Origin of the sequence: Archangium minus (genome assembly GCF_044360475.1) — a bacterium.
Taxonomy (GTDB): domain Bacteria; phylum Myxococcota; class Myxococcia; order Myxococcales; family Myxococcaceae; genus Archangium; species Archangium minus.
The window spans coordinates 1,875,857-1,900,106 of sequence record NZ_CP043494.1; the positions used below are offsets into that span (position 1 = coordinate 1,875,857).

Below are 24,250 nucleotides of genomic sequence, written 5' to 3' on the forward strand. Positions count from 1 at the left end.
GGGTGAGGGGCGGGTTGGGCCGCGAGGCCGTGGTCGTCTCCACGAAGAGCACGCCGTCGAACGCGCCGCGCGGGCTCAGTTGGTGGAGGTCGTCGTGACCAGGGGGGACGCCGCGCCAATCTCCCGCATCCCCACAGGCGTCTCCAGGTACGTGGCCACCGGCCCGTCCGTGGGCGCGCCGCGCAGGTCGAGCGCGAATAGGGGCAGGCCGGTACGGGCGAGGGACGCATCGAGTGATTCCCGAGACGCGGGTCCGATGCGATGCGTCTGGAGGTCTCCGATAGGACCCCCAAAGGGGTAGAGGTGGGAGCGGAACTCCCCCTGATTGAAGCTGAGCCGGAACATGTAGAAGGCGTCGCCATACAGGCGCCGCAGGTGGGCCCCCAGCGGGAGGGTGGAATCACTCGCTCCCATGAGGTGCAGGTCGTGCGCCCAGACGGCCATCTTCGCTTCGGGTCCCTCGTGCTCGAGGATTCAGCGTGCGTTCTCCGCCATGTACTCGTCACGCCGGTGGAGCCGATCGTCCCCCGCCAGGGAGGACTGGAGCATGGCCTGCTCCAGGATGTGCGCATGCCGCGCCGCCCTGAAATGGGCCTCCTCTCTTGAGGCGCGGACGTATGCTTCGCGCTGCTCCGCGAGCCCATGCCCTCAATTGCCGCACGGGCTCTGCGTGCTTGGGGGCTCGGAGCCGCACGGCCCCCCCCCGTGTTCCCTCCGTTGAGCTCGCTTGTCGATAGCAGCCTCGTCAACCACGGCTCTGCTTCCGCCCGGTACGCTGGGTCCACCTGGGCAAGGTAGTCGAGCATCGCCCGTGCCGGTCCAACGGAGAGTGTCGCGTCCATGCCGTATCCCTGCCACCGGCCACCAACATAGGGTCAGGCTGCCTGCAACCTTCGGCTCTCGTGGCCTGGCGGCCCTACCCGCCGAGGCTGAGGACCTCAGCGGTTCTGGCTGGCGTGTGCCGTAACGAGCCGTCCGCTCAGCGGACGTCTTCGGGCTGGGCGTAGGCCATGCGCTCCGCCTTGCGCTGGGCCTCGGCCTGCGCATCCTGGCGCAGCTGGGCGAGCACCTCAGGGTTGGTGACGGCGGGGACGACCTCCACCACCTTGCGGCCGCCGACCGCAGGGGAGAGGGGCTCGTAGAGGTAGGCATAGTGGGGTGCCATCACCGACTGTGGGCTATGCCGTCCATGGCGCAGGTAGCCCAGCTCCGCTCGGACGAGTCGGTAGTTTTCGAGCCTCACTCCGCGCGCTGCCAGCCGCTCCTCGGCCTGCCGGCGGGCTACCTCCGGATCCAACACCTCGCTGCCAGACAGATCGGCCAGGCGTCGGCCCACGCCGCGCGCCGCCGACTCGTGCGCGATGATCTCGCCGTTGGGCGTCAGGTGCACGGCCACCTTGCCTCCCGACCCGATGACGGGCAGGTCCCCCACCATCTCCTGGAAGGCCACCGCTACCTGGTACACCTGAGGGCCAGTGCGCTCCCCGTTGGGGCCGGCGGACTCGTTCACGTACTGGCGGAACTTGTAGGCTCGCATGTTCCGGGTCGCCACCTCGGGTAGTGCCCGCTGCACGTGCTCGCGTGCCCGCGCGATGTAGTCGGCCCGCGCCAGCGGCAGGGTGGCGACGCTTCGCCCGGAGTGGAAACGCGAGCGGTCCACGTACCGCTCTGTCCCGCTGCGGGCGTCGATGGACAGCACCCGGTGTCCCGCCTCCACCATCAGCTCATGCCCGCTCTTGCGCGCGGCCCCCATTTCCAGACCCACGGTGCGCGCACGTGCATCCACCTGGGCTACAACGTCGTCCACCGGCTGTAGGGAATAGACCGCCAGCCTCACGCTCTGCGCTTGGCGGGCCGCGTGCGCTTGCCGCACCCGCTCATAAGCCTGCACGGCGATGGTGTCCTCATCGAGCGCCTCCTGCGCCGCGTGGGCCCCCAGCTTGCCAGCGATGACTGACTTGGCCTCGTGCACCGGCTCAGCTTCGGTCGTCTCGGAGCAGCCTGTCCCGGTCAACCCGGCGAGCACCAGCCCTAAGAAGATTCTCTTGTTCATGTCGTGTCTTTCTTCGTCTCGAATGGTGCGGATGAGATCAACCCTGATGGTAGGACCAGGAGTACCAATTACTCACATCGAGAGCGCTGCGCGGGGCCCAGTTCTTGTCCAGATTGTCGCGGCGGATATCGGCCTCCGCCGCATTCACCCCCACGGAGACCAGCGAGCCGACGTCGTTGAGCCACCAGTCCTCGACGGCCCAGAACCAGGCGCTCTTGAAGGTCCACGACTCGCCCATGGCCTTGTCGGCCCAGTCTCCGCCCACCTCGTCCGTGCGGGCATCATCGGACGACCAGCCGCGATAGCCCATGGTGTATTCGAGTCCGCGGTACATGGCTTGCCCCCATTGCTCGTTGGGACGCTCGTCCACACTGAAGTCGACCATCAGCAACATGAAGCGCGCCTGGCCCGGGTTGAGCGCGTACTCTCCCCGCTGTTCGCCAAAGCGGATGTAATCCGAGTTGATCCAACACCCATTGGCCGCGGTGCCCTTCTTGCACAAGTGCATCTGCAAGAGTTGCCCACTATCGACGGTATAGGAGAAGGAGCGGCCCTGGCCGGCGTAGGCCACCATTTCCGAATCGTCGGTGTGGTAATAGTCCTGCCCTCCCATGCTGTAGGCGGGCGAGAACGAGAGCTGGTCCTCGATGTAGTCGCTCGCCCAGACGCTTGTGTTGCTGTACTTGTGCTTACGGGTGTTCCCGTGGACGGTCATCCGCGAGTCGAACATGTTGATCTGCTCATCCGTGTAGTTCAGATGACCATAATTGCTGCATGGAGAGTCGCAGTTGCTCCAGTCGTTGATGTAGGCGCTGGAGTAGGTATAGGTGTAGGCGTGGGCCGCCATCGGCAGCTCGGTGAGCAAGGCCAGGGATGCAGCGGCCAAGGACGCGGACGCGCGTCGAGAGAGTGATTTCACAAGTGTCTCCAATGTTTCCGGCGCAGGTGTGTGGCCGGAGTCCCCCCTCAAAAAGGGCATGTAGCTCTTAACGAAACCCTCTGACATGCCAGGGCTCCATCCAGGCCAGCAGGTGCAAGTCAAGGCGTGGGCGGAGTGGGTCGGGTTCTGTAGGGAGAAGCGCCCGCTGTGAAGGGCGGGTGCTCAGCGAGCCGTCTGGCGTGCGGGGGGCGGGAGGCATTGAGGCCGAGGAGTTACAGTGCGCCCCTGACCCCTAGGCGCTTGAAGCTGCGACGGGCCTGGGCGAACGAAGCTCTCGTCGGTGGGCATCTGGAGGGGCGCATGGCCGAGGGCACGGTGCCACGCACCTGTGTTCTCCCAGGTTGGTCTTCGAGCGAGGTCCGGGTGCCCCCAAGGCCATGTGGACCACGGGGTAGCGCCGTCTCGCCTTGTGCAGGGCTCAGTTCGCCTTGTTGGCCAGGTTCCGAGGCTCGATGGCCTTGATGTCTCTTGCCAACTGTGACTCCTCCTACAAGGACAGGCACGCTTGCGCCAGAACAGCACAAAGTGCGCGCTGACGCATCAGGCGTAATCCCACCAGCGCGTGGACTTCTGGCTTGGGTGTCTTTGCTGGTGCGATGGGCGACGAGCGCCGCGTGGCAGTTGTGGCCCAGCGTAGCGAGGAGATTCGTCCAGTGCCACCAGCATCTTCTTGAGCAGTCACTCCTCCACCTCGTCCAGCCGCCTCATGTGCAGCAGCGTGGGGAGTCCGTTCGTGAGAGCCTACATCAAGACCAGCTCACGGATGAAGGTGGCAGCATCGGAGGGCCGTTGCCGCACGCTGAGCCGTCGTTTTCGCTCCTGGCGCGCAGCTCCGGCCATTTCTGCTCCCCAATCGGGTGCACAGTAAGCACGCGTGGCGCCAGATGCAGCGGCGAGGCAGGAGCCGAACACCGATTTGATGCTGGCGAAGACGTCGATGAAGCAGGATGAGCTATGTGTGGCCCGGGCCCGTGCGCGCCAGCTCGAGGGTGCATCCACGGCTCGCGGACAGGCCCGGGCCGGGGTTTGTCTCAGCGTGTGCGGCGAGCGCGTGCGTGGGCCGGTGCCGCCTTGCGCCGGCCGAGCAGGGCGGCCAGGGTCAGCGCGGCGGCGACGAGCAGGGGCGTCCCTCCCGTCGAGGAGGCACCGCAGCTCGCGGCCTGCATCCCGCCTCCGAGCGCCGCGTCACCGGGGATGACGCCGTCCACACCTGGAGTGGAATCACCGGGCTCCGAGGGCCCCTGGTCGATGGTTCCGGGCTGCCCATCGGTGGAGTCGTCCGGGGGAGCGGAGACATCACCGGGGTCGGAGTCGGGCTCGGAGTCAGGGGTCTCGGGGGCCGGGGTCTCCGGAGTGGCGACAACGGGGGGAATCACATCATCCTTGCTGGTGGCCTGGATGAAGCCGTCGTGGAAGACCACGCCTTCCTGCGAAATGGACTCGTCGCGGTAGAGGCCGATCTTCAGGTAGTTGCGCTGGCCCGAGTACTGCGTGGCCACCTTCATCTTTGGCAGGACGACCTTGCCATCGTGGTACAGCTCGACGAAGCCGACCTTCGGGTCGGGCGACCACTTCACGTGCAGGACGAAGTCGTTCCAGTGCTCGCGCTGGAGCGGCGAGGTCCAAACGATCTTCCCGCTGCTGCCACCCACGCGCAGGCGCAGCTGATCATCCACCACGTAGAACTCGATGGGCGGCGAGCCACCGTTGCCGTCGTGATGCCACTGGGTGAAGAGCGCCCACTTGGACGAGCGGGGGAAGCTGCTCGGGAAGAGGGTGCTCCACTTGTAGAAGTACTCGGAGCCGGGCTCCTCGCGGCCCAGATAGAGAACCTCGTTGCGGTTGCCGCTGGCGTTGATGGGGTCATCGCCCTTGCGGACGGTGACCTTCAGCGCATAGCGGCCCTCTCGCACGGGCGAGTTGACCACCAACAGGCGGCTCGAGGAGACACTCTGCTCGCGGTCCCACTGCGAGAGATTTCCAGTCTCGAAGTCCCCCTTCCACACGGGGGAGGCAATGGCCAGGGTAGGCAACAGCAGCGCGAAGGGGGCAAGTCTCAGCAAACGCTTCAAGCTCGGTCCTTTCGTTCCGTTCGGGTCCCCACCGACAAACGGAACCCCTTCCCACTTCCCGACATGCCTCCCTGTCAGCCCTCCTTGAAGTGGGGGCTCGTTGTCTTGCTTGCTCTGTGTTTGGGGAGACGAGGGACTCGTGGCAGGTGAGCCCTGCGAGGAGGCACGAGTCCCTCATTATTTCAGGCGGTTAGGGCCGCGGCGTGGTGGCGGAGGTGGTCGGCCATGAAGGTCGAGACGAAGTAGTAGCCGTGGTCATACCCGTCCTGGAAACGGAGCGTCAGGGGCTGCCCTGATTGCTCGCAGGCCTCACGGAGGAGCTCGGGTTTGAGCTGCTCCACGAGGAACTTGTCGCTCGTGCCCTGATCCACGAGCAGGGGCGGGAGTCGCGAGCCCCCGGAGCGCAGCAGCTCGGTGGTGTCCCACGCGCGCCAGGCCTCGGTATGGGGCCCAAAATAGGTACCGAAGGCCTTCTGCCCCCAGGGACAGCGCATGGGGGCCGAGATGGGCGCGAACGCGGAGACAGAGCGATAGCGGCCCGGTTGGCGCAGGGCGCAGACGAGGGCGCCATGCCCGCCCATGGAGTGGCCGAAGATGCCCTCGCGATCCATGCGAGCAGGGAAGCTCCTGCCCACGAGCTCGGGCAGCTCCCGAGTGACATAGCTGAACATGTGGAAGCGCGAGGCCCAGGGCTGCGAGGTGGCATCCACATAGAAGCCGGCGGCGGTGCCCACCTCCCAGTCGACGTCCTCCTTCTCAATGCCCGTGTTGCGCGGGCTGGTGTCGGGGACGACGAGCATCAGCCCCAGCTCGGCGGCGAGCCGCTGCGCACCGGCCTTGATGAGAAAGGTCTCCTCCGTGCAGGTGAGCCCCGAGAGGTAATACAGGACGGGCACCTTGCCCGCCCGGGCCTGGGGCGGCAGGTAGACGGCGAAGCGCATCTCGCCGCCACACACCTGCGAGTCATGGCGGTAGTAGGCGACGGTGCCTCCGAAGCAGCGGTGCTCGGAGGCGAGCCGGAGGTCCGCTCCCATCACGAATACCTCACCACGGCGCGGATGGACTCTCCCCGGTGCATCAGGTCGAAGCCCTCGTTGATGCGCTCGAGCGGCAGGGTGTGGGTGATGAGCGGGTCGATCTGGATCTTCCCGTCCATGTACCAGTCGACGATGCGAGGCACGTCGGTGCGGCCCCGAGCGCCGCCGAAGGCACTGCCCTTCCACACGCGTCCGGTGACGAGCTGGAAGGGGCGGGTGCTGATCTCCTGTCCGGCCGCGGCCACGCCGATGATGATGCTCTCGCCCCAGCCGCGGTGGCAGCACTCGAGCGCCTGCCGCATGGTCTGCACGTTGCCGATGCACTCGAAGCTGTAGTCGGCGCCGCCCCCGGTGAGGTTGACGAGGTAGGGCACCAGGTCCGCGCCCACCTCGGTCGGGTTGACGAAGTGGGTGAGGCCGAACTTCTCGGCCATTTCACGCCGGGCGGGGTTGATGTCCACGCCGACGATTTGATCCGCGCCTACCATGCGGCAGGCCTGCACCACGTTGAGGCCGATGCCGCCCAGTCCGAAGACGACCACGCGGGCGCCCGCTTCGACCTTGGCGGTATAGATGACAGCGCCAATGCCCGTGGTCACGCCGCAGCCGATGTAGCAGACCTTGTCGAAGGGCGCGTCCTCGCGAATCTTCGCCACGGCGATCTCCGGGAGCACCGTGTGGCTCGCGAAGGTGGACGTCCCCATGTAGTGGTGGATGGGATCCTTGCCGAGCCGGAAGCGGCTGGTGCCATCGGGCATGAGGCCCTTGCCCTGGGTAGCGCGGATGGCGGTGCAGAGGTTCGTCTTGCGCGACAGGCAGGATTTACATTGGCGGCACTCGGGGGTGTAGAGCGGGATGACGTGGTCGCCCTTCTTCACCGAGGTGACACCGGGGCCAGTGTCCACCACCACCCCCGCACCCTCGTGGCCGAGGATGCTGGGGAAGATGCCCTCGGGGTCCTTGCCCGAGAGGGTGTACGCGTCGGTGTGGCAGATGCCCGTGGCCTTCAGCTCGACGAGCACTTCGCCGGCCTTGGGTCCTTCGAGCTGTACCGTTTCGATGCGCAGGGGCTTGCCGGGTTCAAACGCCACGGCGGCTTGGATGTCCATGCTCGTGTCCTCCGGTTGCGAGATGTAGCGAGGCGCAGCGGAGGGTAGCGGGCACGTGGGAGGCCGGGGGGCTTCACCGGCCGAAGAATTGCGCTTCCCGACAGTCGCGGTAACACATGGTCGGATGTGCGGGTCATCGAGGAGCATCGGACGAGACGCATGAGATGCGTGGCCGACAGAGCGCGAGCGGTCGTGCGGCCCGGCGGGACGAGTGTCCTGCTGGTGTCGCTGCTGCTTGCCCTGATGGCGTCCGGGTGTACCCGCTTCAACGATTCCATTGATTCCCTCATCCTCCGATTGGAGGAGATGGACCGGCCCCGGCACGACACCGCCGGGAAGTCCGGACAGGGCACGGCTTCCCAGCACCTCGCCTCGGTGCGGGAGCCGGAGCCCACGCAGCCGAGCGCCGCCCGGATACGGGGGATGCTCATCGCGGGCCTCGCGGTTAGCCGCGCGGAAACCCCGCCCATGCCAGTGGGTACCGAGCTCCGACGGTACCCCCCGGGCCAGGAGGCACAGCCTCCGAGGCAGGCCCGGAGAGCCGAGCACCCGCAGGTGAAGAAGGTGCTCGCACCCGGTGTCGGGTCCGCCATGGCGCGGACACGGGTGACCGCGCCCGAGGGAGTGGCGCGGCAAGTGGCCGCCGGTGAGGCACCGGTGGAGGCCATCCGTCAGGCAGTTGTCGTCATCGGAGCACCGCGGCAGGAGGCCCGAGTCGGCCGCGGTCGAGCGCAGGTGCCGGGTGTCGTACGAGGGAGGTGGATCCACGCCACCGAACCCTCAGACCTCGAGAGCCCGTTGCCGGGCGGCACCACGCTTTGGGCGGGAGGTGTCCTGCCAGACACTCCTCATTCGCGGCGGGGCCCCGAGCCCTCGTGGACACTTGAAGCCGCGCAGCCCCATCCCCACCTCCTTGCGCACCTCGAAGACGCCCGAGCACCTGACGGAGCGGCGGGCGTGGAGAGGCGGAGGAGGCGCTCACATGAAGCGGGGAGTCGTGAATCGGGCCACCAGGACCTGTGTGCTCACGGGAGCTGTGTTGCTTCCCGTGGCGGCCTGGGCGGGGAACCACAACCTGTCGTACCCGGTGGTGCTCCCGGAAGGCGCTGGACTGTCGTTGCGCATGGGCCTGACGGCCCCCCGCCTCGAGGGCCGCTGGTGGTACGGATGGATGGAGGGACAGGAGCCGGTGGCGTGCGCCCCGAGCACCTGTACGCCTCCGCCCGGCGTGGACGTGTGGCGCGTGTACCCCCAGGAAGAGGGGGGACACTGGCAGGCGGGCGTCTTGAATGGGACGCCGGGCGCCACCGTGGGCGTGTCCGAGGTGGACTGGAGCGACGGGCTCGAGAACACCACCTGGAGCACCGCGTCCACCATTCGCGTGGAGACCACGCTGTACACCGCGCTCGACGAGCCCTTGCCGGCCTACGAGATGCAGCACCTCCATGGCCAGGGTGTCCGGGAGATGCGGGGCGTGGTGGCGTCGAATACAGAACCGGCCATTGCCTCGCGTACCGAGAGCGGGGACGCCACGGTGATTACGCCGTGCGCGCGGCTCACCATCCAGAAGCTGGAGTCCTCGGCGAGCGCGCAACGGCCACAGCCAGAGCGTTTCCATTGGAACGCAGTCACGGGCGAGTGGAACGGCGCCGCGTACACGCTCGTCAGCAGCGCGGTGTGGGAGAAGGGTGACCGAGGCCGGAGCAGTGGTCTCGCGGCAGTGGTGGACGTAAGCGGCAAGGCCCTCTTCCGGTACGACTGGGAGTTGTGGCGTGCCGCGCTGCCCATGCACGTGAGTCCCGCGGGGTGGTATCGCCTGACGTTCAGCCTGGATGGGAGCGCTGCGGGCGGCAAGCGCTGTGGCGGGTACGCGCTCAACACCTCCATCGCGGAAGCGGAGGTCGAGGTGGGCGAGCAGTACCCGTCCGCGGTGGACGCGGTGTGGAACCTCTCCTACGTGGACATCTACGTGCGCCAGAAGGACTAACACCACCACCTCCCTCTCCCTCTGGGAGAGGGTCGGGGTGAGGGTATGTCGGCTCTGGAGGCGCTCGAGTGTCGGCGCGCCTCGTTCACCTTTCCGCCCTGCCCGGAGGCATGACGGTCGCGCCGGTTCCTTCGTATACTTCTGGACCGCTGTCGCTGGCCACGTTGATGACATCCGGGATGTGTCATGTCCTCACTCCTGTCCGCGGTTCAATCCAATTGCCCTGTGGTGGCTGCGGCTGGACGCTGGCTTTCTTTGGCGCAACTCCTGCTCCTCGCATCTTGCGCCACTGCACCTCGGCTCGATGGCGTGCCTCCCTCTGGGGTGGGTTGGGGTTCTTCCTGTGCGGGTGCCCCGACCCGGTACAATCAGTCATGCTCGACTCCGGCGGGTGCTGGGGTCTGCAACGCCCCGACGTCAACCAGCACCGGGGAAGCCCTCATTCCAGCAACGGGTAGAGCCGTTCGGGCGGTCAAGACGGCTGCGCGAGTCGTCGAGACGGTTCAGGGCTTCATCACCCTCGAGCGGTTGCTCACCGAAGCTGAAATGAGCGAGGTGGAGGACATTTTGATGGACTGCGCCAGGCAAGCCGAAGCGGACGTAAATCGGTCAGCCCAGGAGCGCGAGGACATCGGTAGCTTCAAGAACAGGCAATTCCCCAATGAGCGCGAATGCGCCAGGGTCCTCCGTTTAGAGGGAGATGACGAAGTGACGCTCGCCAGGGAACTCGGTATGTTGAAACACACGGCAGCCTTCGCGTGTGTGCGGGCCCGCCTCTCTCAAAGGTTCCCGCATAATTTCTCTGTCGAGCCGCGGTACCGGCGAGATCCAGACCCGGGTGCAAGCGGATACGTTCTGACCGATCGGAAGATTGGCTCGCTCAAGCCGGATATCGTTCTGCACTTCACGCGGAACGCGACGCGAATACAGTGCGTCTTCGATTTCAAGTTTCCGTGCCTTCCGAAGCGGATGGGTAACCCGCTCGACGACCCGGATACCCTCCAGCAGCTTCTGAGTTATACGCCTTTGACCATTGAGTGTCGGCCCGCTGTCGTGACCCCCCAGTTAGGTATTACCCGCCTACCTCAATGACGTACCGCTACCCTCGAATTCGTCCTGTTGGTGTGCCCCCCATAGACTCCGCGAGCGGCGAGGAGTTGCTCGCCCGCGAGGTTGTCCGACTCGCCTTCTACCTGCCCTACGATCATCCGGACATCGCTTCGGGTGTGAGTCTTGCCCTTGAGAGTTTCATGCTGGCTGTGGGGGAGGGGTCCGAGACGATCAACGAGGCTTTCATCGATGACGACGAAGGGGCTCCGCTTTCGACGGAACGGTGGAGCGCAATCCACCAGCGCCTCCGGCCCGAGCGCCATTGGCGCTTCGCTGACGACTTCAGCGAGGGCTACGCGAACCGGGTGGAGAAAAGACGCTACGAGACGCAGCTCTTCCTCGATGGAGGCGGAGCTCGGACTGGTTACACCTTTCGGTATCGAGCGCGTATCCCATGGCGGACGCCTGCTCCGAACAAGGTGAGTCTGCTGACGGCGACTGTTCCCACCGAGTACCTGGAGTCCCGTGGGCCTGCTCGTGTGGCGGAACTCGCTCGCACCATGGCCGCTCCGCTTCGATTCGCTACGGGGCACGCGGGCCTCTCCCTTCAACTCTACTGGCCCTTGCGGTCCACGGATGACTCTCTTCGTGCCATGGCCTTCCGATATCCAGGCATCGATTTGCGTCCGGCCTGGCTTTGGGAGGAGGACGTGGGCTTCCACGTGGATGGGGTCCACTGGATGAACTTCTTCGCTCCGCCAGTGCTCGACAAACTCGGAGGCGCATATGGTCTTCGAGCGCGATTACGCTCCGACGACACGCGCGTCGAGAAGATCGATGGAGAGCGTGTGGTTGTCGCTCTTGGCGAGTGGCCTGAGTCGGGTGATTTGCACCAGGGACTTACCCTGCCTGCCTACCGGGAGCTCGCGCACGTTCTCGAGCCGCTGCTCGAACCGCTGGAGAGATCATCTTCCGCAACCTGGATGGCTGCTGGGAATTCCTTCATGCGCTTCACTGAGGAAGAGGCTCTAGGATGGTGGCGCCGCTTCCTTGGCTGAGATGCGGACGATGCGCTTTTCTCGATATGGATGGAGAGGGGTAGACGAGAGATGGAAATGGCGCGTCTCCGACTTCTTGAAGGAGGACGGGCGCTTCGAGTTGACGCCGCTATCCCAGACGCTGCGCTCGGATGTGCCAGACTCGCTGTGGGGCTATTTGATGCTGGCGGGCTCCGAGTGGTTCTGGCGGGGTTGGGCGCAGCTCCCTCATGCCGTCAACGAAGGAGTTCCAGACCTTATTCGCGCAGGCCGGGCTCGAGCTGACTCGGACCATCGACCTGGTCTATGGCTTCGCGATCATCGAGGCGCAACCGCGCGTCTGAATGTCGAGCCAATAAGGCAGAGGGGTGGATGCGCTGAGTTTTGAACGGCTCCTCGCGCTCCTCCCGTCTGTGCCTTGACGCTCCATTCGAGTGCTCAGTATTGAGCGCTTCATGACCCTCTCTTCCTCGGCGCTCTCTTCGCGCGTGCCCATGGGGCCGCGCTTCCTGCTGTTGACGCTCTCGGTGCTCGCGGCCTGCACTCCCATCTCCGAGGCGCGCAACCTCGACAACGGCACCCAGGTGACGGTGGAGGGGTACGTCACGGTGCCGCCAGGGGCCTTCTCCTCGGCTTTGGGTAACGAGGGCTTCGCCATCCAGGACAACACCGCTGGCATCTACGTGAAGTTGGCGCAGAAGCTCGACTTCGGGTTGGGCACCCACGTTCGCGTGAAGGGCACGTTGAATGATGAGAACAATCTGCGCATCCTCGAGAGTGAGCCCGGCTCCGTCGAGACGCTGGGGGGCACTCGGCAGGTGCGCGCCAGGGATGTGCGCACCGGCGACGTGGGCGAGTCCACCGAGGGGCTGCTCGTGCGTGTGACCGCCACGGTGACCCAGGCTGCCAATGACGAGCTGCCCTACGGCTACGAGCTGTATGTCAATGACGGCTCGGGCGAGGTGCAGGTGTACATCCACGGGTCGGCGGGCTTCGACCCGGCCGCGGTGCGTGCCCTCACGGTGGGACAGAGAATCCAGGTGACGGGCCTCTCGGCGCAGTACGAGTCCACCTATGAGGTGGCGCCCCGGCAGCCCTCGGACATCGTGGTGCAGTAACGCACGGAGCGGGTGACGGAGCTACACGCGCTCGAGGGCCAGGGCGATGCCCTGGCCCACACCGATGCACATGGTGGCGAGCGCGCGCCGTCCGCCGCTCTTCTGGAGCTGGTGGACCGCGGTGAGCACGAGGCGCGCACCGCTCATGCCGAGCGGATGCCCCAGCGCGATGGCGCCGCCATGGGGATTGACGTGCTCGGCATCGTCCGGGAGGCCGAGCTGCCGTAGGCAGGCCAAGGCCTGGCTGGCAAAAGCCTCGTTGAGCTCGATGACGTCGAAGTCCTTCGGCTCCAATCCCAGCCGTGCGCACAGCTTGCGCGTCGCTGGCACCGGGCCCACGCCCATGATGCGGGGCGGTACACCCGCGGTGGCCATACCCAGCACGCGCGCCCGTGGTGTCAGCCCGAACCGCTCGACCGCGGCCTCGGACGCGATGAGCAGCGCGGCCGCGCCGTCGTTGATGCCCGACGCGTTGCCGGCGGTCACCGTCCCATTGTCGCGGAAGAGGGCCTTCAGCTTCGCCAGACCTTCCAGGGTGGTGTCCGGGCGCGGGTGCTCGTCACGGTCGATCCGCACCGTCTCGCCGCGCTTGAGTCCTGGCACGTCCACCGGGACGATCTCCTCGGCGAAGAATCCGGCTTGCTGCGCGCGCGCGGCACGCTGCTGGCTGCGCAGGGCGAAGGCATCCTGGTCGGCGCGCGAGATGCCGAACTCGGCAGCCACGTTCTCCGCCGTCTCAGGCATGCTCTCCACGCCATACTGGCTCTGGAACACCGGGTTGATGAAGCGCCAGCCGAGGGTGGTGTCCTCCAGCGTCTGCGCACGGGAGAACGCCGCATCCGCCTTGCCGAGCACGAAGGGCGCGCGGCTCATCGACTCCACGCCACCGGCCAGCGCCAGGGAGATGTCGCCGACGCGGATGGCGCGCGCCGCGCTGCCCACCGCCTCCATGCCGGAGCCGCACAAGCGGTTGAGCGTGACACCGGGCACCTCGTGCGGCAGGCCGGCCAGCAGCAGGCTCATGCGGGCCACGTTGCGGTTGTCCTCGCCCGCCTGGTTCGCGCAGCCCAGATAGACCTCGTCGATGAGCCGAGGATCGAGCTTGGGATGGCGTGAGAGCAGGGCCCTCAGGGGAATGGCGCCGAGGTCATCGGCACGCACTCCGGCCAGCACACCGCCATGGCGGCCCACGGGCGTGCGCACCGCATCACAGATGAACGCTTCGCTCATGATTCATCTCCAGCTCCTGGAGATGATACCTGGGGTGGTGGGGACCGCTACCGGGCCCCTGCCACCTCCGCGCGTCCATGCGGCCGGACTCGCGGAGGTGGTAGGGGGCTTCCCTAGGGTGCGTTCGGGCCGACATCGGCCAACGACAACGGCCCGCGGTCGATGGGAGCGGTGGAGTACTCATCCGCGCCGACGTCGTTGGTGGCGCGCAGCTGCCCATCCATGTCTTCCGCGACGTAGGCGTACGTGCCCGTCGCCGCGTTGATGGCCTGGCTCGTGGCGCTCAGCTTCTGCAGACCGTTGACCGTGGTGAGGGACGGATTCACGTTGCGGATCTCACTGGACGTCCGCGATTTGTTGCTCAGGGTCGAGCCGTACCCGATGTTGCCCTGGAACAGGGTGTTGCTCGTCTTGGACTCGGAGTAGAGCGTGCCCGTCGTGTTCCGGATGAGGTTGTTGGCGACCTTCGAGTCCACCGGGGCGTACGTATACTTCTTCCCGATGAGGAGCCCCGTCGTGCTGTTGACGATCGTGTTGTTCACGGCCTCGACCCGGTAGACCCTCCAATGTTTGGCCAGGTCGTCCGCGGTGTAGTTGCTGGAGGTCGGCCCTCCGTCGAAGTCGCCCCCGTCGATGAGGAGGGCGTCATCGGTCAGCTTCTCCAGGTAGTTGTTGTAGACCTTGTGGTCGGTTCCGTAGAGCCGGATGCCTCCCACGCCGGACTTGCTGCCATCACCCAGGAAGAAGTTGCCGTAGATGCTGTTGTTGTTTCCGTGGCGCGCGGTGAGCTGTCCCTGCGACGTGATGACCGTGTTGTACCGGACCGTGTTGTGACCGCTCTTGATGGAGATGTACTCCGGGTCCCCGTCGCAGTTCTCGAACAGGTTGTACTGCACGGTGGCGTGGCCATCGAGCAGTGACACGGCGGACAGGCCGAGGCGGATGGTCTCCAGCCCGTTGGTGAGGCGCGGCCCGATATCGTGGAAGTAGTTGTACTCAATCACGTCATACTGGGTCATCTGCGTGGAGTAGTTGCCATCCATGGCGATGACCGGACCCGGGTCGCTCTTTCCGCCGAAGTCGTTGTGGTCGATCCGGTTGTGGTGGCTCCCGGTACCCTTGAGGAGCAGCCACTTGATAGTGGCGCCGTTCTCGATGAGCGCGAAGGTGTTCCGGGTGACCCGGATGTTGTTGGAGCCCTCGAGCACGACGGCGCTGTTGCCGGTGTTGGTGAACTTCAGGCCCTCGATGACCACGTGGGAGGAGCTGGTCACCTGAAGGGAGGCTCCACCGGAGATGATGGCCTTGCCCCGGTTCGCGGCCTTGAGGGTGATGGGATTGGAGGCGGTTCCGTTCTTGCCCTTGAGGATGAAGGCGCCGCTGTTCGTATAGGTGCCGTCCGCCAGGAGGATGGTCGTGCCCGCGGCCGCGTTGGCGAGGGCCGTGGTGAGCTGGGCGGCGGTGGAGACGTTCACGATGTTGCCCGAGGGCGTTTCCGCGTCGCTCCCGTACACCTCCACCTCCAGGTAGCTGTTCCAGGCGTTGGAGGTATTGCCGTACCCCACGAGCCTCACGTAACGCGCGGACCCGACATCCGTGAAGTCGAACGTCTGGAGGTTGCTCGTCAGGCTGCTCGTCGCCTTCGCGCGTACCGTGGAGAACGTGGTGCCGTCCGTGGAGGTCTGGATGTCGAAGGTGAAGGTCCGGGAGTCGCCGTTGAGGAAGGCGATCTTCACATAGGCCACCTTCTTGAGGGCGCCCAGGTCGAGCTGGAGCCACTGCCCATCACCCTCCGCGGACCAGCGGGTGGTCAGGTCCCCGTCGACCGTATTGGCGGGGACGTTGCCATCATTCGCGCTCGCGGTGACGGAGGTTCCCGGAATGGAGAACCGCCCATCCGCCGCGAACCCCAGGGAAGGAGCCAGACCCAGGAGCAGGCTCGAGCCGATCACAAGCTTCCGACGTGCCATGTGCGTTCCTCTCATGTGCGTCACGGTGTCGGACGGCTATACCTGATTTACAGCTATAAATGGTAAATCATGTTCAAGCCGGATTGATATGATTGATGATTCGAGGGATGAACGCGCGCTGGCGGGACTCAGAAGGTGCCGCTCAGCATCTACGGACCTGGGCGCGCATCACCCAGGCCCGGATGTGCTTGGGGCGCTGTTACTGGACCGTGAACGTCGCCGCGCAGCTGTTCCACGCGTACCAGGTCGCCCAGCCCGCGTCGGACACGCCGGTCGCCAGGCAGTAGGTGCCCGCGGCCAGGGTGGACGGGACGGTGTAGTCGAACTGGAACGGCCGCGACTGTCCCTGCGTGAAGCTCTGATTCCCAATCGGGTTGTCGAGGACGGTGGTCGCGCCGGTGGAGTTGCGCACATCGAGCTTCACGTTCACGCCGCTGGCGGCCGCGTTCGCCTGGAAGGTGCTGGAGAGCCGCACCGTGCCACCGCGGCTCACCGTCGTGGGGGAGGTCGTCGCGGACACGAGGGTGAAGCCGATGGTCGGAGCGGGCGCGTTGGAGACCGTGAAGGAGGTCGCGCAGTTGTCCCAGTAGTACCACGGGCTCCAGGCCGAGTTCGTGACGCCCGAGGTCACGCAGTACGTGCCATTGGCCAGGTTCGAGGGCACGGCGAAGGCAAACGGGTAGGTCTTGGTCTCCCCCTGGCCGAAGCTCTGGTTCACGAAGTTGAGCTCACCCACGGAGGCGTTCGAGGCGTTGCGCACCGTGAGCTTCACGTTGCGGCCCGACGCGGCGGCGGCGGCCCGGATGGCCACCGAGAGGTTCACGGTCTGTCCCGGGGCCACGCTGGTAGGCGAGGCGGAGGCGGACTGCGTCGTGTACGCCTCGGTCACCGGCGTCGTCGTGCCGCCCGGCAGCGGGTAGTTGCGCGTGGTGTCATCCAGGAGCAGCACCCAGTCATTCCCGGCGCCGCTGCTGGGAGGCGTGAACTGCCGGGTGCCCGTGTTGGCGTAGGTGCCAATCGCCGTGGTCGCACCGGTGCGCGGGTTGTACCAGGTTGCGCGGACCGTCCCCCCGGTGATGCGGCTCATGTTCACCGTGAAGGCCTGGCCGGACGAGCTGTAGACGAAGGCGTAGGTGCCATTCGAGTCGCGCGTGGCCTGGACACGGCTCATGACCGCGCCTCCATCATGGGCAAGCACTCCCTGGTCGGGGATGCGCGACGTGAACGGCCGCGATTCCATGAGGCGGCGGAGGTACTGCATCTGTGTCGCGCCCGGTTGGTTGAGGGCGTCGTACCAGTAGCTCACCGCCTTGAACTGTGGCGTGCGGCCCGGGGCATACATCTGCCACACTGAATTCTGTCCGTAGGTATGGCCGAGCGCGCCGGCGAACACGCTCAAGTAGGCGTACCGCCGGACGTGGTAATCAGAGACGTAGCCTCTGGAGAGAGAGTTGTCGAGGCAGACGGCGATCTGCTCATAGGCGGGCTCCCCGTCCAGGGTGGGCTTCACCGGGGTGCGGGCGTAGTCCGCGCCAATATCCGAGTACATGGCCGTGTCATCGCAGTGGCCGTTCTGCTGCATGTTGAAGTCCAGCCACGCGTCGTTGTGGAACCACGTGGAAGACTTCCTCCGGCCATTGGGGTGAAAGGTCATCAGCACCTTGCTGTAGTCCTCGGTGCCGGACACGCCCTTGGCGATGCCGCGGGCCAGCAAGCGATAGACGCTCTCGAGGCCGCTGGGGTTCACGTCGCCTCCGAGCACCCAGATGATGGGCTTGCTCGCATACCGGGCGCCCAGGAACTTGCCAAAGGCCTCGGCATTGGACGGGTTGATGCCGCCACTCCCCGTCGTCACATAGCTACCCCACGCGGGGAGCAGCGCGACGTAGATGCCGCGCTCTTCCGCCGCGTTGATGACGAAGTCGAGGTGGTCCCAGAAGTCATACTGGGTGGCGTCGGCCGGGTTGTTGCCCGAGGTGATGATGGGCAACGCGAAGTCGTTGTTCTGGAACGGCTGGTCTCCCTGCATGTTGCGCCCCAGGCCGTTCATGGAGGGCACGACGACTGCCTGGACGACGTTGAAGCCGAGGCTCGCGCGGTTGTCGAGGTACTTCAGCGTGTCGGCGCGGTTGAGCCAGGGGACGAGCTGCCAGGCCGTGTCTCCCATCCAGAAGAACGGAGAGCCGTCCTCCTTCACCAGGAATCGCCCGTTGCTGCTCACGCGCAGCTTGGGCAGGGGCGATGCCAGTGCGGCGGAACCCGTGCTCGGTGCATCCGGCATGGAGTCCGTACCTGACGTGTCGAGCTGCTCTGACTCGGGCCCGCAGGCCGTCATGAGAGAAAGACACATCAGGGAGAGGAGTGATTTGCGCACGGTGATTCCCTCGCAGTCGTACGAAGTTGCAGGAACACGTCGCCGGCGAGGTGTGCGCCTCATGCCGACGACCCGAGCGGTTTTATATAGTCGGATTTGAAGCGTTTGTCAGTTATTTCCAGTGTTGCTGAATTGCTAGGAATCGAGAGTCGATGTCTGATTCATGGACTCTTCTCGACTGCGCTGACGGTGGCCCCTGGCGTCTCGACGAGGATGTCGGCCTCGGTCGGGAACTCGTTGATGCAGTGCAGGTAGCGCGGCATGCCTGGACGAAAGGGCGCTCATTCCTATGTATGGTTTTGAGTTCTGGCTCCGGGGCACGTGCACGTGCCGCACGCGCGGTCTCGGAGTGGCCCTCTTCGTCAAGACTCACGACCCCTTCGGCGTGAGCACCGCGGCGAAGTCGATGAGCGTGAGCCCGAGGCCACCCGCCGCAAGAGCGGCTCGACGACCGGCGCCACGTGGGCGTTCCCGCGCCGTCTTCCAGAGCCACGCCGAGTCGAACGCGTCCGAGACCGAGCGCGCCCACAACCACGGGCGCCGGTCGCGCCGTGTCACGATTCCCAGGCCGATGACAACGTCGCGCAGTCCCGCGGCGCGCACGTGCATGCTCCGGCCTCGCAGTTGAAGAAGGCGGCAGACACGGTTCGCGAAAGCCAGCAGGACAAGCCCCGAGCCCAGGCTTCCCCACCCGAGCGCCCGCTGCAGTCGTGCATCGTCCATGGTGCACTCCTCCCTTGCCGGGAAGGTGTGTGCATGAGCAGGCGTCGCCAACCAGCCCCATTCGCGCGGTATGCTACGGGGGGTCTACCTCGCGCCAATTGACACCTCGACTGGGGCCCCTGCCTCAAGTGGCGCCGTGTAGAAGGGGCGCCCCATGCCTGCCAGGCAGGACGTGTCTAGCTTTGCACCGGACGATTTCATGCGAAGGAGGCACGTGATGGTTCGCCATGGATGCAAGGGGCTTGCTCTCGCTGGTTTGCTCGGTGTGCTTGGCCTGTCGGTGGGCTGCCAGGAGGGCAAGGAGGGAGCGGTGCGGGATGAAGCTCGCAAGGTCGGACAGGAGGTAAAGGAGCTAGGCCGGCAGATGGATGAGGCTGCTCAGGACGCGCGCGAGACGACCCAGGAGGCCGTGGAGGGCTTCAAGGAAGGCGTGGGCGGTTCTGGAGCACAGGGGGAGGATGACGCGGTCATCGGTGACAAGCCTGGTGTCATCAACGACGGCGAAGGCCCGCTGGAGAACAACCGGGGCCCGCTTGAGGAGGACGACCTGGACATTGGCCGCAACCCGGGTGTCATCAATGACGGAGAAGGTCCGCTCGAACGGAAGGAGAGCCGCTGACGGACCGACTCAGCCCGGTGGCGAAATTTCGTATCGAGGATACGCAAGCCGCCTATTTGCCCACCGAGCGAGCTAACGTATTGCGCCCGTTATTCCATCTTCACATCAATGGTCCATGCCCCACTTCACATCCCAGTTCATCGACTCCACTCCTGGTGACCCACTCGCGGACAGGCGGTCGCGCCAGGTGCACGGGGCACTCTGGTCGAAGGTCCAGCCCACGCCGGTCTCGGCCCCGCGGCTGGTCGCCTTCTCGCCGGAGGTGGTGCGCCTGTTGGGACTGGACGAGGCGGCACTGCAGTCCCCCGAGTGGGTGAAGGTGCTCGCGGGAAACGCGCTGTGGCCGGGCATGGTGCCGTACGCGGCCAACTATGGTGGGCACCAGTTCGGTCATTGGGCGGGACAACTGGGGGATGGTCGCGCCATCGTGCTGGGGGAGCTGCTGGCGCCTCATGGCAAGCGCTACGAGTTGCAGCTCAAGGGCGCGGGCCAGACGCCCTACTCGCGTCGCGCCGACGGGCGCGCCGTGCTGCGCTCCTCGATTCGAGAGTTCCTGTGCAGCGAAGCCATGCACCACCTGGGGGTGCCCACCACCCGGGCGCTGTCGCTCGTCGCCACCGGAGAGCAGGTCATCCGGGACATGTTCTACGACGGGCATCCCGAGGCCGAGCCCGGCGCCATCGTCTGCCGCGTCGCTCCGAGCTTCCTGCGCTTCGGCAACTTCGAGCTGTGCACCAGCCGCGATGACGTGGGGCTGCTCAAGAAGCTGGCGGACTACACGGTGACGCAGTTCTTCCAGGAACTCGGCAAGCCGTCAAAGGACACCTACGCCGCCTTCTTCAACGAGGTGGCGCGGCGCACCGCGAGGCTCATCGCGCATTGGCAGGCGGTGGGCTTCGTGCACGGCGTCATGAACACCGACAACATGTCGATCCTCGGCCTCACCATCGACTACGGCCCCTACGGCTGGCTCGACGACTTCGACCCCGGTTGGACGCCGAACACCACCGACGCCGAACGCCGCCGGTATCGGTATGGCAATCAGCCAGGCATTGGCCTGTGGAATGTCGAGCGACTCGGGACTGCGCTGATGCCGCTCTTCGAAGGCGATGAGGCTCTGCTCAACGCGGGGCTGCTCGAGTACGAGCGCACGTTCCAGAATGAGCTGGCGGCCCGGTTCGCAGCGAAGCTGGGGCTGTCCTCCCTCGAGGACGAAGCCGATGTCGAGCTGGTGAACGGGTGCTTCGCCTGGCTCGTCGAAGAGGAGACGGACATGACCCTCTTCTTCCGCGGCCTGTCTCGCGTGGTGACCGCGTCAACGGCTCCAGGCGAGTTCCCCGCCGTGCTGCGCGAGGCCTTCTATGGGCAGGTGTCCGAGGCCCACCTGGCGAAAGGCCTCCAGTGGCTGACGGCCTGGTGGAAGCGCACGAGGCGTGAGGATGCAGCCCCCGCCGAGCTGGCACGCCGGATGGACGCGGTGAATCCAAAGTACGTGCTGCGCAACTACCTCGCGCAGGAGGCGATCGAAGCCGCCTACGCGGGGGATGACTCCAAGGTGCACGTGCTGCTCGAGGTGATGCGGCGGCCCTTCGATGAGCAACCGGGTCGCGAGGCGTACGCGGCCAAGCGACCCGATTGGGCGAGATCCAAGCCGGGATGTTCGGCGCTCTCGTGCAGCTCTTGAGGGACTTCGCGGGATGAAGTCCTCAGCGCTGCGCGCGGTGGGCGGCTGCGAGCTTCTCAAGCAGCTCGTCCACCTGGGCCGCGGTGATGATGAGTGACGGAGCGATGCGCAGCGTGTTGTTGCCCGCCACTCCCACGACGAGTCCTTCCGCGAGGGCGGCCTTCACCAGCTCGGAGGGTGCCCTCTGGAGCTGGACTCCCAGGAGGAGCCCCTTGCCTCGCACCTCATGGGTGGGGCCGAAGACTCGGCGCAAGCCCTCCAGGAGCTGGTGACCCCGCTCCACGACGTTGCCGAGGAATCCCGGCGAGGTGACTTCCTTCATCACCGTTAGTCCGGCTGCGCATGCGAGGGGATTGCCGCCGAATGTGGTGCCGTGCAGGCCGGGTTTGAGCAGTGCGGCCACGGGCTCGGTCGCGAGCACGGCGCCGATGGGGACACCACCGCCGAGTCCCTTGGCCAGGGTCATCACGTCGGGGGTGATGCCTTCATGCTGGTGGTAGAACATCCGCCCGGTGCGGCCAATCCCTGTCTGGATTTCATCCACCACCAGGAGGGCCTTGTGCCGCGTGCACAGCTCCCGGACTCGCGTCAGGAACCCCGGAGGCACCTCGCGTACGCCGCTCTCTCCCTGGATGGGCTCGATGAACACACCGGCCACGTCATCCCCCATGGCGGCGGTGAGCGCGTCCACGTTGCCGAAGGGAACGAAGTCCGTGGGGGGCAGGGGCTCGAAAGGCGCACGGTAAGAGGGCGTGTGCGTGATGCTGAGCGCGCCGAGCGTGCGGCCGTGGAAGCTCCCCTCGAAGGCGATGATGCGGCGCTTGCGGCCCTCATGGGCCACGTTGCCCCACAGGCGCACGAGCTTGTAGGCCGCCTCGTTCGCCTCCGCCCCCGAGTTGCAGAACAGCATCCGTCCCGGAAAGGCCTCGGGGACGATGCGCGCCGCCAGTTCCTCTTGCCCGAGCTGCTCGAAGTGATTCGAGGTGTGGATGAGTGTCGCGACCTGCCGCGTCAGGGTCTCCACGAGCTTCGGGTGCGCATGGCCCAGAGTGCACACCGCCACTCCGGCGAAGGCATCGAGGTACCTACGGCCCGCGCCGTCGTACAGGTGGCAACCCTCGCCGCGGACGAAGCTCACGTCCTGGCGGCGGTAGTTCGGGATGAGGAAGGACTGGGGAGAAGGGGACGTGGTGGGGCTGTTCAATTCGGTGTTTCCCTCGCATCGGGCCGTAGGAAGAGAGGTCGGCCCGTTGCTCGCGCCCCTACCATGGAAACTCGCGTGCTCGCTACTGCGCGTCCAACATCATGAAGCGCTCGACGTGGACGAGCTTGTCCCCGTGTTTCACCTCGAGGCGGTACTGGCCGACGGGCCAGCCCTTGGCGGGCCGGGCCAGCGTGAAGGTCGCCGCCATCTTGTCCACGGCCGTGACCGTGGCGGAGTCGATGACGAAGTTCTTCGGTGCGGCCTTGCCCACGTCCTCGGCGATGAAGGACCCCGTGAGCTTCGTGCCCCCTGGTGCGCGGAAGTAGAAGGTCACCTTGGGCAGGCTGGTCGGCAGGACCATGCCCATGGGCTGGATGACCGCGGGCGGCTCCGCATGGGACGGTGCCGAGCCCAGGACGGTACCCGCGACGGCGGCACCGAGGGCGACAAGGGCAAACACGGACAGCTTCTGCGTCTTCATGGGGAACTCGCTTTTGGGGGGGTCTAGGCTCAGCCGCCCTTGGGGAAGTTGCGGCAGGCCTCGTCGTAGTCCCGCCACCAGCTCTCCAGGGCCTTCATGTCGGTGGCCCGGGGCTCGTCTCCCGCGCCCGCCATGTTCAGGTAGGCATGCAGCAGCGGGCGGAAGTGCGGGTGCGCGCACTTTTCAATGATGTCCACGGCGCGCCGCTTGGGCGAGCGGATGTCCATGTTGAGCGCGTAGCCGTGCTCGGTGACGACGCACTTGATGTCGTGCTCGGTGTGGTCGATGTGCCGCACGTACGGCATCACGCAGCTCACAATGCGCCCGTCCTTCAGGGGCCGGGTGGACGGCGTGTGCACGATGCTCAGGTAGGCATTGCGGAAGAAGTCTCCCGAGCCGCCCAACCCGTTGACGATGCGCGAGCCATCGATGTGGGTGGAGTTGACGTGGCCATAGATGTCCACCTCGATGGGCGTGTTCATCGCGATGACGAACAGCCGCGAGATGATCTCCGGGCTGTTGGACAGCCACATGGGCCGCAGCACCAGCTTGTCCCTGCAGCGCTCGAACAGCTCCATGAAGCGGCGGCGCCCCTCGGCCGAGAAGGAGACCGCGGTGGCCGAGGCGTTCTCGAACTTCGCGTCGTCCTCCACATAGCGCAGCATTCCGTCCTGGAAGACCTCGGTCCAGAAGCGGATTTTCTGGAAGGGAGACGCGTAGAGCTCGCCAATGATGGCGTTGGCCACGTTGCCCACGCCGGACTGGATGGGGGGCAGGCGCTTGCCCCAGCCGAACTGCGAGCGGCACTGGAGGAGGAAGTCGATGACGTTCTGCGCGATGCGGCGGTCCGTCTCGCTCGCGGCCTTGAAGGGCACCGGGTGGTCGGGCGTGCGGGACTCGACGACGGCCACCACCTTGCTGTGGTCGAACTCGACGTAGGGCGTGCCGATGCGATCACGCACGTTCACCAGCGGCAGCGGCCAGCCCACCTTGGGGTGCACGGCGGGCACGACGATGTCGTGGAAGCCGGTGTAGTCCGGCACCGCGGTGTTCACCTCGAGGATGACCTTGCGCGCTCGGGAGAGCGCCTCGGCGGAGACGCCCACCGAGGAGGTGAGGACGACACTGCCGTCCTCGCGGATGCGCGACACCTCGACGACGGCGACGTCGATGTCCCCGTAGAAGCCGTACATCAGGTTGCGCGCGAAGGCGGAGAGGTGGACGTCGGTGAAGTCCATCTCTCCCGAGTGGATGAGCTTGCGCGAGATGGCCGAGGACATGTACGGCCCGCGCTTGCGGATGAAGGGGGCCATGGGCCCTTCCACGTCATCCGAGAGCGAGGCGCCGCTCAGCAGGGTGATGCGCGAGTGGGGCGCTGTTTCGGCCAGGTGCCGGGCGAGTGCCGGGAAGAAGGTCTTGGGCTCACCCGACTTGGTGAAGCCGCTGATGGCCACGGTGTTGCCGTCGGTGACGTGCTTCACCGCCTCTTCCACCGGGACGACCTTGGCCAACAGCTCCGCGTTCTCGATTCGCTCCTGCAGTGTGCTCATTGCGGTGCTGCT

Annotated in this window: 19 protein-coding genes; 6 read left to right on the forward strand and 13 right to left on the reverse strand. The window is 66.0% G+C overall.

Going from position 1 to position 24,250, the window contains the following annotated elements:
* Positions 1-75: 75 nt before the first annotated feature.
* From F0U60_RS07885 to F0U60_RS07910, 6 genes are all read right to left on the reverse strand, one after another.
* Complete coding sequence (locus F0U60_RS07885; RefSeq protein WP_395825124.1) at positions 76-474, reverse strand: erythromycin esterase family protein; 399 nt, start codon at positions 472-474, stop codon at positions 76-78.
* Between the two features lie 505 nt (positions 475-979).
* A complete protein-coding gene (locus F0U60_RS07890) occupies positions 980-2,053 on the reverse strand; it encodes a hypothetical protein (RefSeq protein ID WP_395816059.1) in 1,074 nt (357 codons plus the stop codon).
* A 37-nt stretch (positions 2,054-2,090) separates the two neighbouring features.
* Positions 2,091-2,972, reverse strand: coding sequence for a DUF6345 domain-containing protein (locus tag F0U60_RS07895; protein ID WP_395816062.1), 882 nt, complete (start codon positions 2,970-2,972; stop codon positions 2,091-2,093).
* A 1,052-nt stretch (positions 2,973-4,024) separates the two neighbouring features.
* A complete protein-coding gene (locus tag F0U60_RS07900; RefSeq protein WP_395816066.1) occupies positions 4,025-5,065 on the reverse strand; it encodes a heparin lyase I family protein in 1,041 nt (346 codons plus the stop codon).
* A gap of 182 nt (positions 5,066-5,247) precedes the next feature.
* The gene (fghA, locus tag F0U60_RS07905) at positions 5,248-6,099 is read right to left on the reverse strand and encodes an S-formylglutathione hydrolase (protein ID WP_395816069.1); all 852 of its coding nucleotides are present in this window, start codon (positions 6,097-6,099) and stop codon (positions 5,248-5,250) included.
* The gene (locus tag F0U60_RS07910) at positions 6,099-7,211 is read right to left on the reverse strand and encodes an S-(hydroxymethyl)glutathione dehydrogenase/class III alcohol dehydrogenase (RefSeq protein WP_395816072.1); all 1,113 of its coding nucleotides are present in this window, start codon (positions 7,209-7,211) and stop codon (positions 6,099-6,101) included. Before F0U60_RS07910 ends, fghA begins: the two co-directional genes overlap by 1 nt.
* A gap of 982 nt (positions 7,212-8,193) precedes the next feature.
* On the opposite strand from F0U60_RS07910, the gene F0U60_RS07915 reads away from it, so the two are divergent.
* From F0U60_RS07915 to F0U60_RS07930, 4 genes are all read left to right on the forward strand, one after another.
* Complete coding sequence (locus F0U60_RS07915; RefSeq protein WP_395816075.1) at positions 8,194-9,198, forward strand: hypothetical protein; 1,005 nt, start codon at positions 8,194-8,196, stop codon at positions 9,196-9,198.
* A 546-nt stretch (positions 9,199-9,744) separates the two neighbouring features.
* Complete coding sequence (locus F0U60_RS07920) at positions 9,745-10,290, forward strand: hypothetical protein (protein ID WP_395816078.1); 546 nt, start codon at positions 9,745-9,747, stop codon at positions 10,288-10,290.
* A gap of 32 nt (positions 10,291-10,322) precedes the next feature.
* Positions 10,323-11,306 carry a type VI immunity family protein gene (locus F0U60_RS07925; RefSeq protein ID WP_395816081.1) on the forward strand — a complete coding sequence of 328 codons (984 nt, stop codon included), beginning with the start codon at positions 10,323-10,325 and terminating at the stop codon, positions 11,304-11,306.
* 434 nt (positions 11,307-11,740) lie between these two features.
* Complete coding sequence (locus F0U60_RS07930; RefSeq protein ID WP_395816083.1) at positions 11,741-12,403, forward strand: DNA-binding protein; 663 nt, start codon at positions 11,741-11,743, stop codon at positions 12,401-12,403.
* A 21-nt stretch (positions 12,404-12,424) separates the two neighbouring features.
* On the opposite strand, the gene pcaF is transcribed toward F0U60_RS07930, so the two are convergent.
* The 4 genes from pcaF to F0U60_RS07950 form a co-directional block, all read right to left on the reverse strand.
* Positions 12,425-13,633: a 3-oxoadipyl-CoA thiolase gene (gene pcaF / locus F0U60_RS07935; RefSeq protein ID WP_395816085.1), complete on the reverse strand. Its 1,209-nt coding sequence runs from the start codon at positions 13,631-13,633 to the stop codon at positions 12,425-12,427.
* Positions 13,634-13,746: 113 nt separating this feature from the next.
* Entirely contained in the window at positions 13,747-15,603 is a 1,857-nt protein-coding gene (locus tag F0U60_RS07940; RefSeq protein ID WP_395816088.1) for a chondroitinase-B domain-containing protein, read from the reverse strand.
* A 199-nt stretch (positions 15,604-15,802) separates the two neighbouring features.
* Positions 15,803-17,977 (reverse strand): DUF4038 domain-containing protein, encoded by a 2,175-nt coding sequence (locus tag F0U60_RS07945; protein ID WP_395816090.1) that lies wholly within the window; start codon positions 17,975-17,977, stop codon positions 15,803-15,805.
* 369 nt (positions 17,978-18,346) lie between these two features.
* Positions 18,347-18,700 (reverse strand): hypothetical protein, encoded by a 354-nt coding sequence (locus tag F0U60_RS07950; RefSeq protein ID WP_395816092.1) that lies wholly within the window; start codon positions 18,698-18,700, stop codon positions 18,347-18,349.
* Between the two features lie 217 nt (positions 18,701-18,917).
* Here F0U60_RS07950 and F0U60_RS07955 point away from each other — a divergent pair, with 217 nt between their 5' ends.
* Both F0U60_RS07955 and F0U60_RS07960 read left to right on the forward strand, forming a co-directional pair.
* Positions 18,918-19,319, forward strand: a complete 402-nt coding sequence (locus F0U60_RS07955) for a hypothetical protein (RefSeq protein ID WP_395816094.1) — start codon at positions 18,918-18,920, stop codon at positions 19,317-19,319.
* A 115-nt stretch (positions 19,320-19,434) separates the two neighbouring features.
* The gene (locus tag F0U60_RS07960) at positions 19,435-21,003 is read left to right on the forward strand and encodes a YdiU family protein (protein ID WP_395816097.1); all 1,569 of its coding nucleotides are present in this window, start codon (positions 19,435-19,437) and stop codon (positions 21,001-21,003) included.
* Between the two features lie 22 nt (positions 21,004-21,025).
* On the opposite strand, the gene F0U60_RS07965 is transcribed toward F0U60_RS07960, so the two are convergent.
* The 3 genes from F0U60_RS07965 to F0U60_RS07975 all read right to left on the reverse strand — a co-directional run bounded on the left by F0U60_RS07965 (position 21,026) and on the right by F0U60_RS07975 (position 24,238).
* A complete protein-coding gene (locus tag F0U60_RS07965) occupies positions 21,026-22,207 on the reverse strand; it encodes an acetylornithine transaminase (RefSeq protein WP_395816100.1) in 1,182 nt (393 codons plus the stop codon).
* 82 nt (positions 22,208-22,289) lie between these two features.
* Positions 22,290-22,688 carry a hypothetical protein gene (locus F0U60_RS07970; protein WP_395816103.1) on the reverse strand — a complete coding sequence of 133 codons (399 nt, stop codon included), beginning with the start codon at positions 22,686-22,688 and terminating at the stop codon, positions 22,290-22,292.
* Between the two features lie 29 nt (positions 22,689-22,717).
* Positions 22,718-24,238, reverse strand: a complete 1,521-nt coding sequence (locus F0U60_RS07975) for an acetyl-CoA hydrolase/transferase C-terminal domain-containing protein (protein ID WP_395816106.1) — start codon at positions 24,236-24,238, stop codon at positions 22,718-22,720.
* Positions 24,239-24,250: the final 12 nt, after the last annotated feature.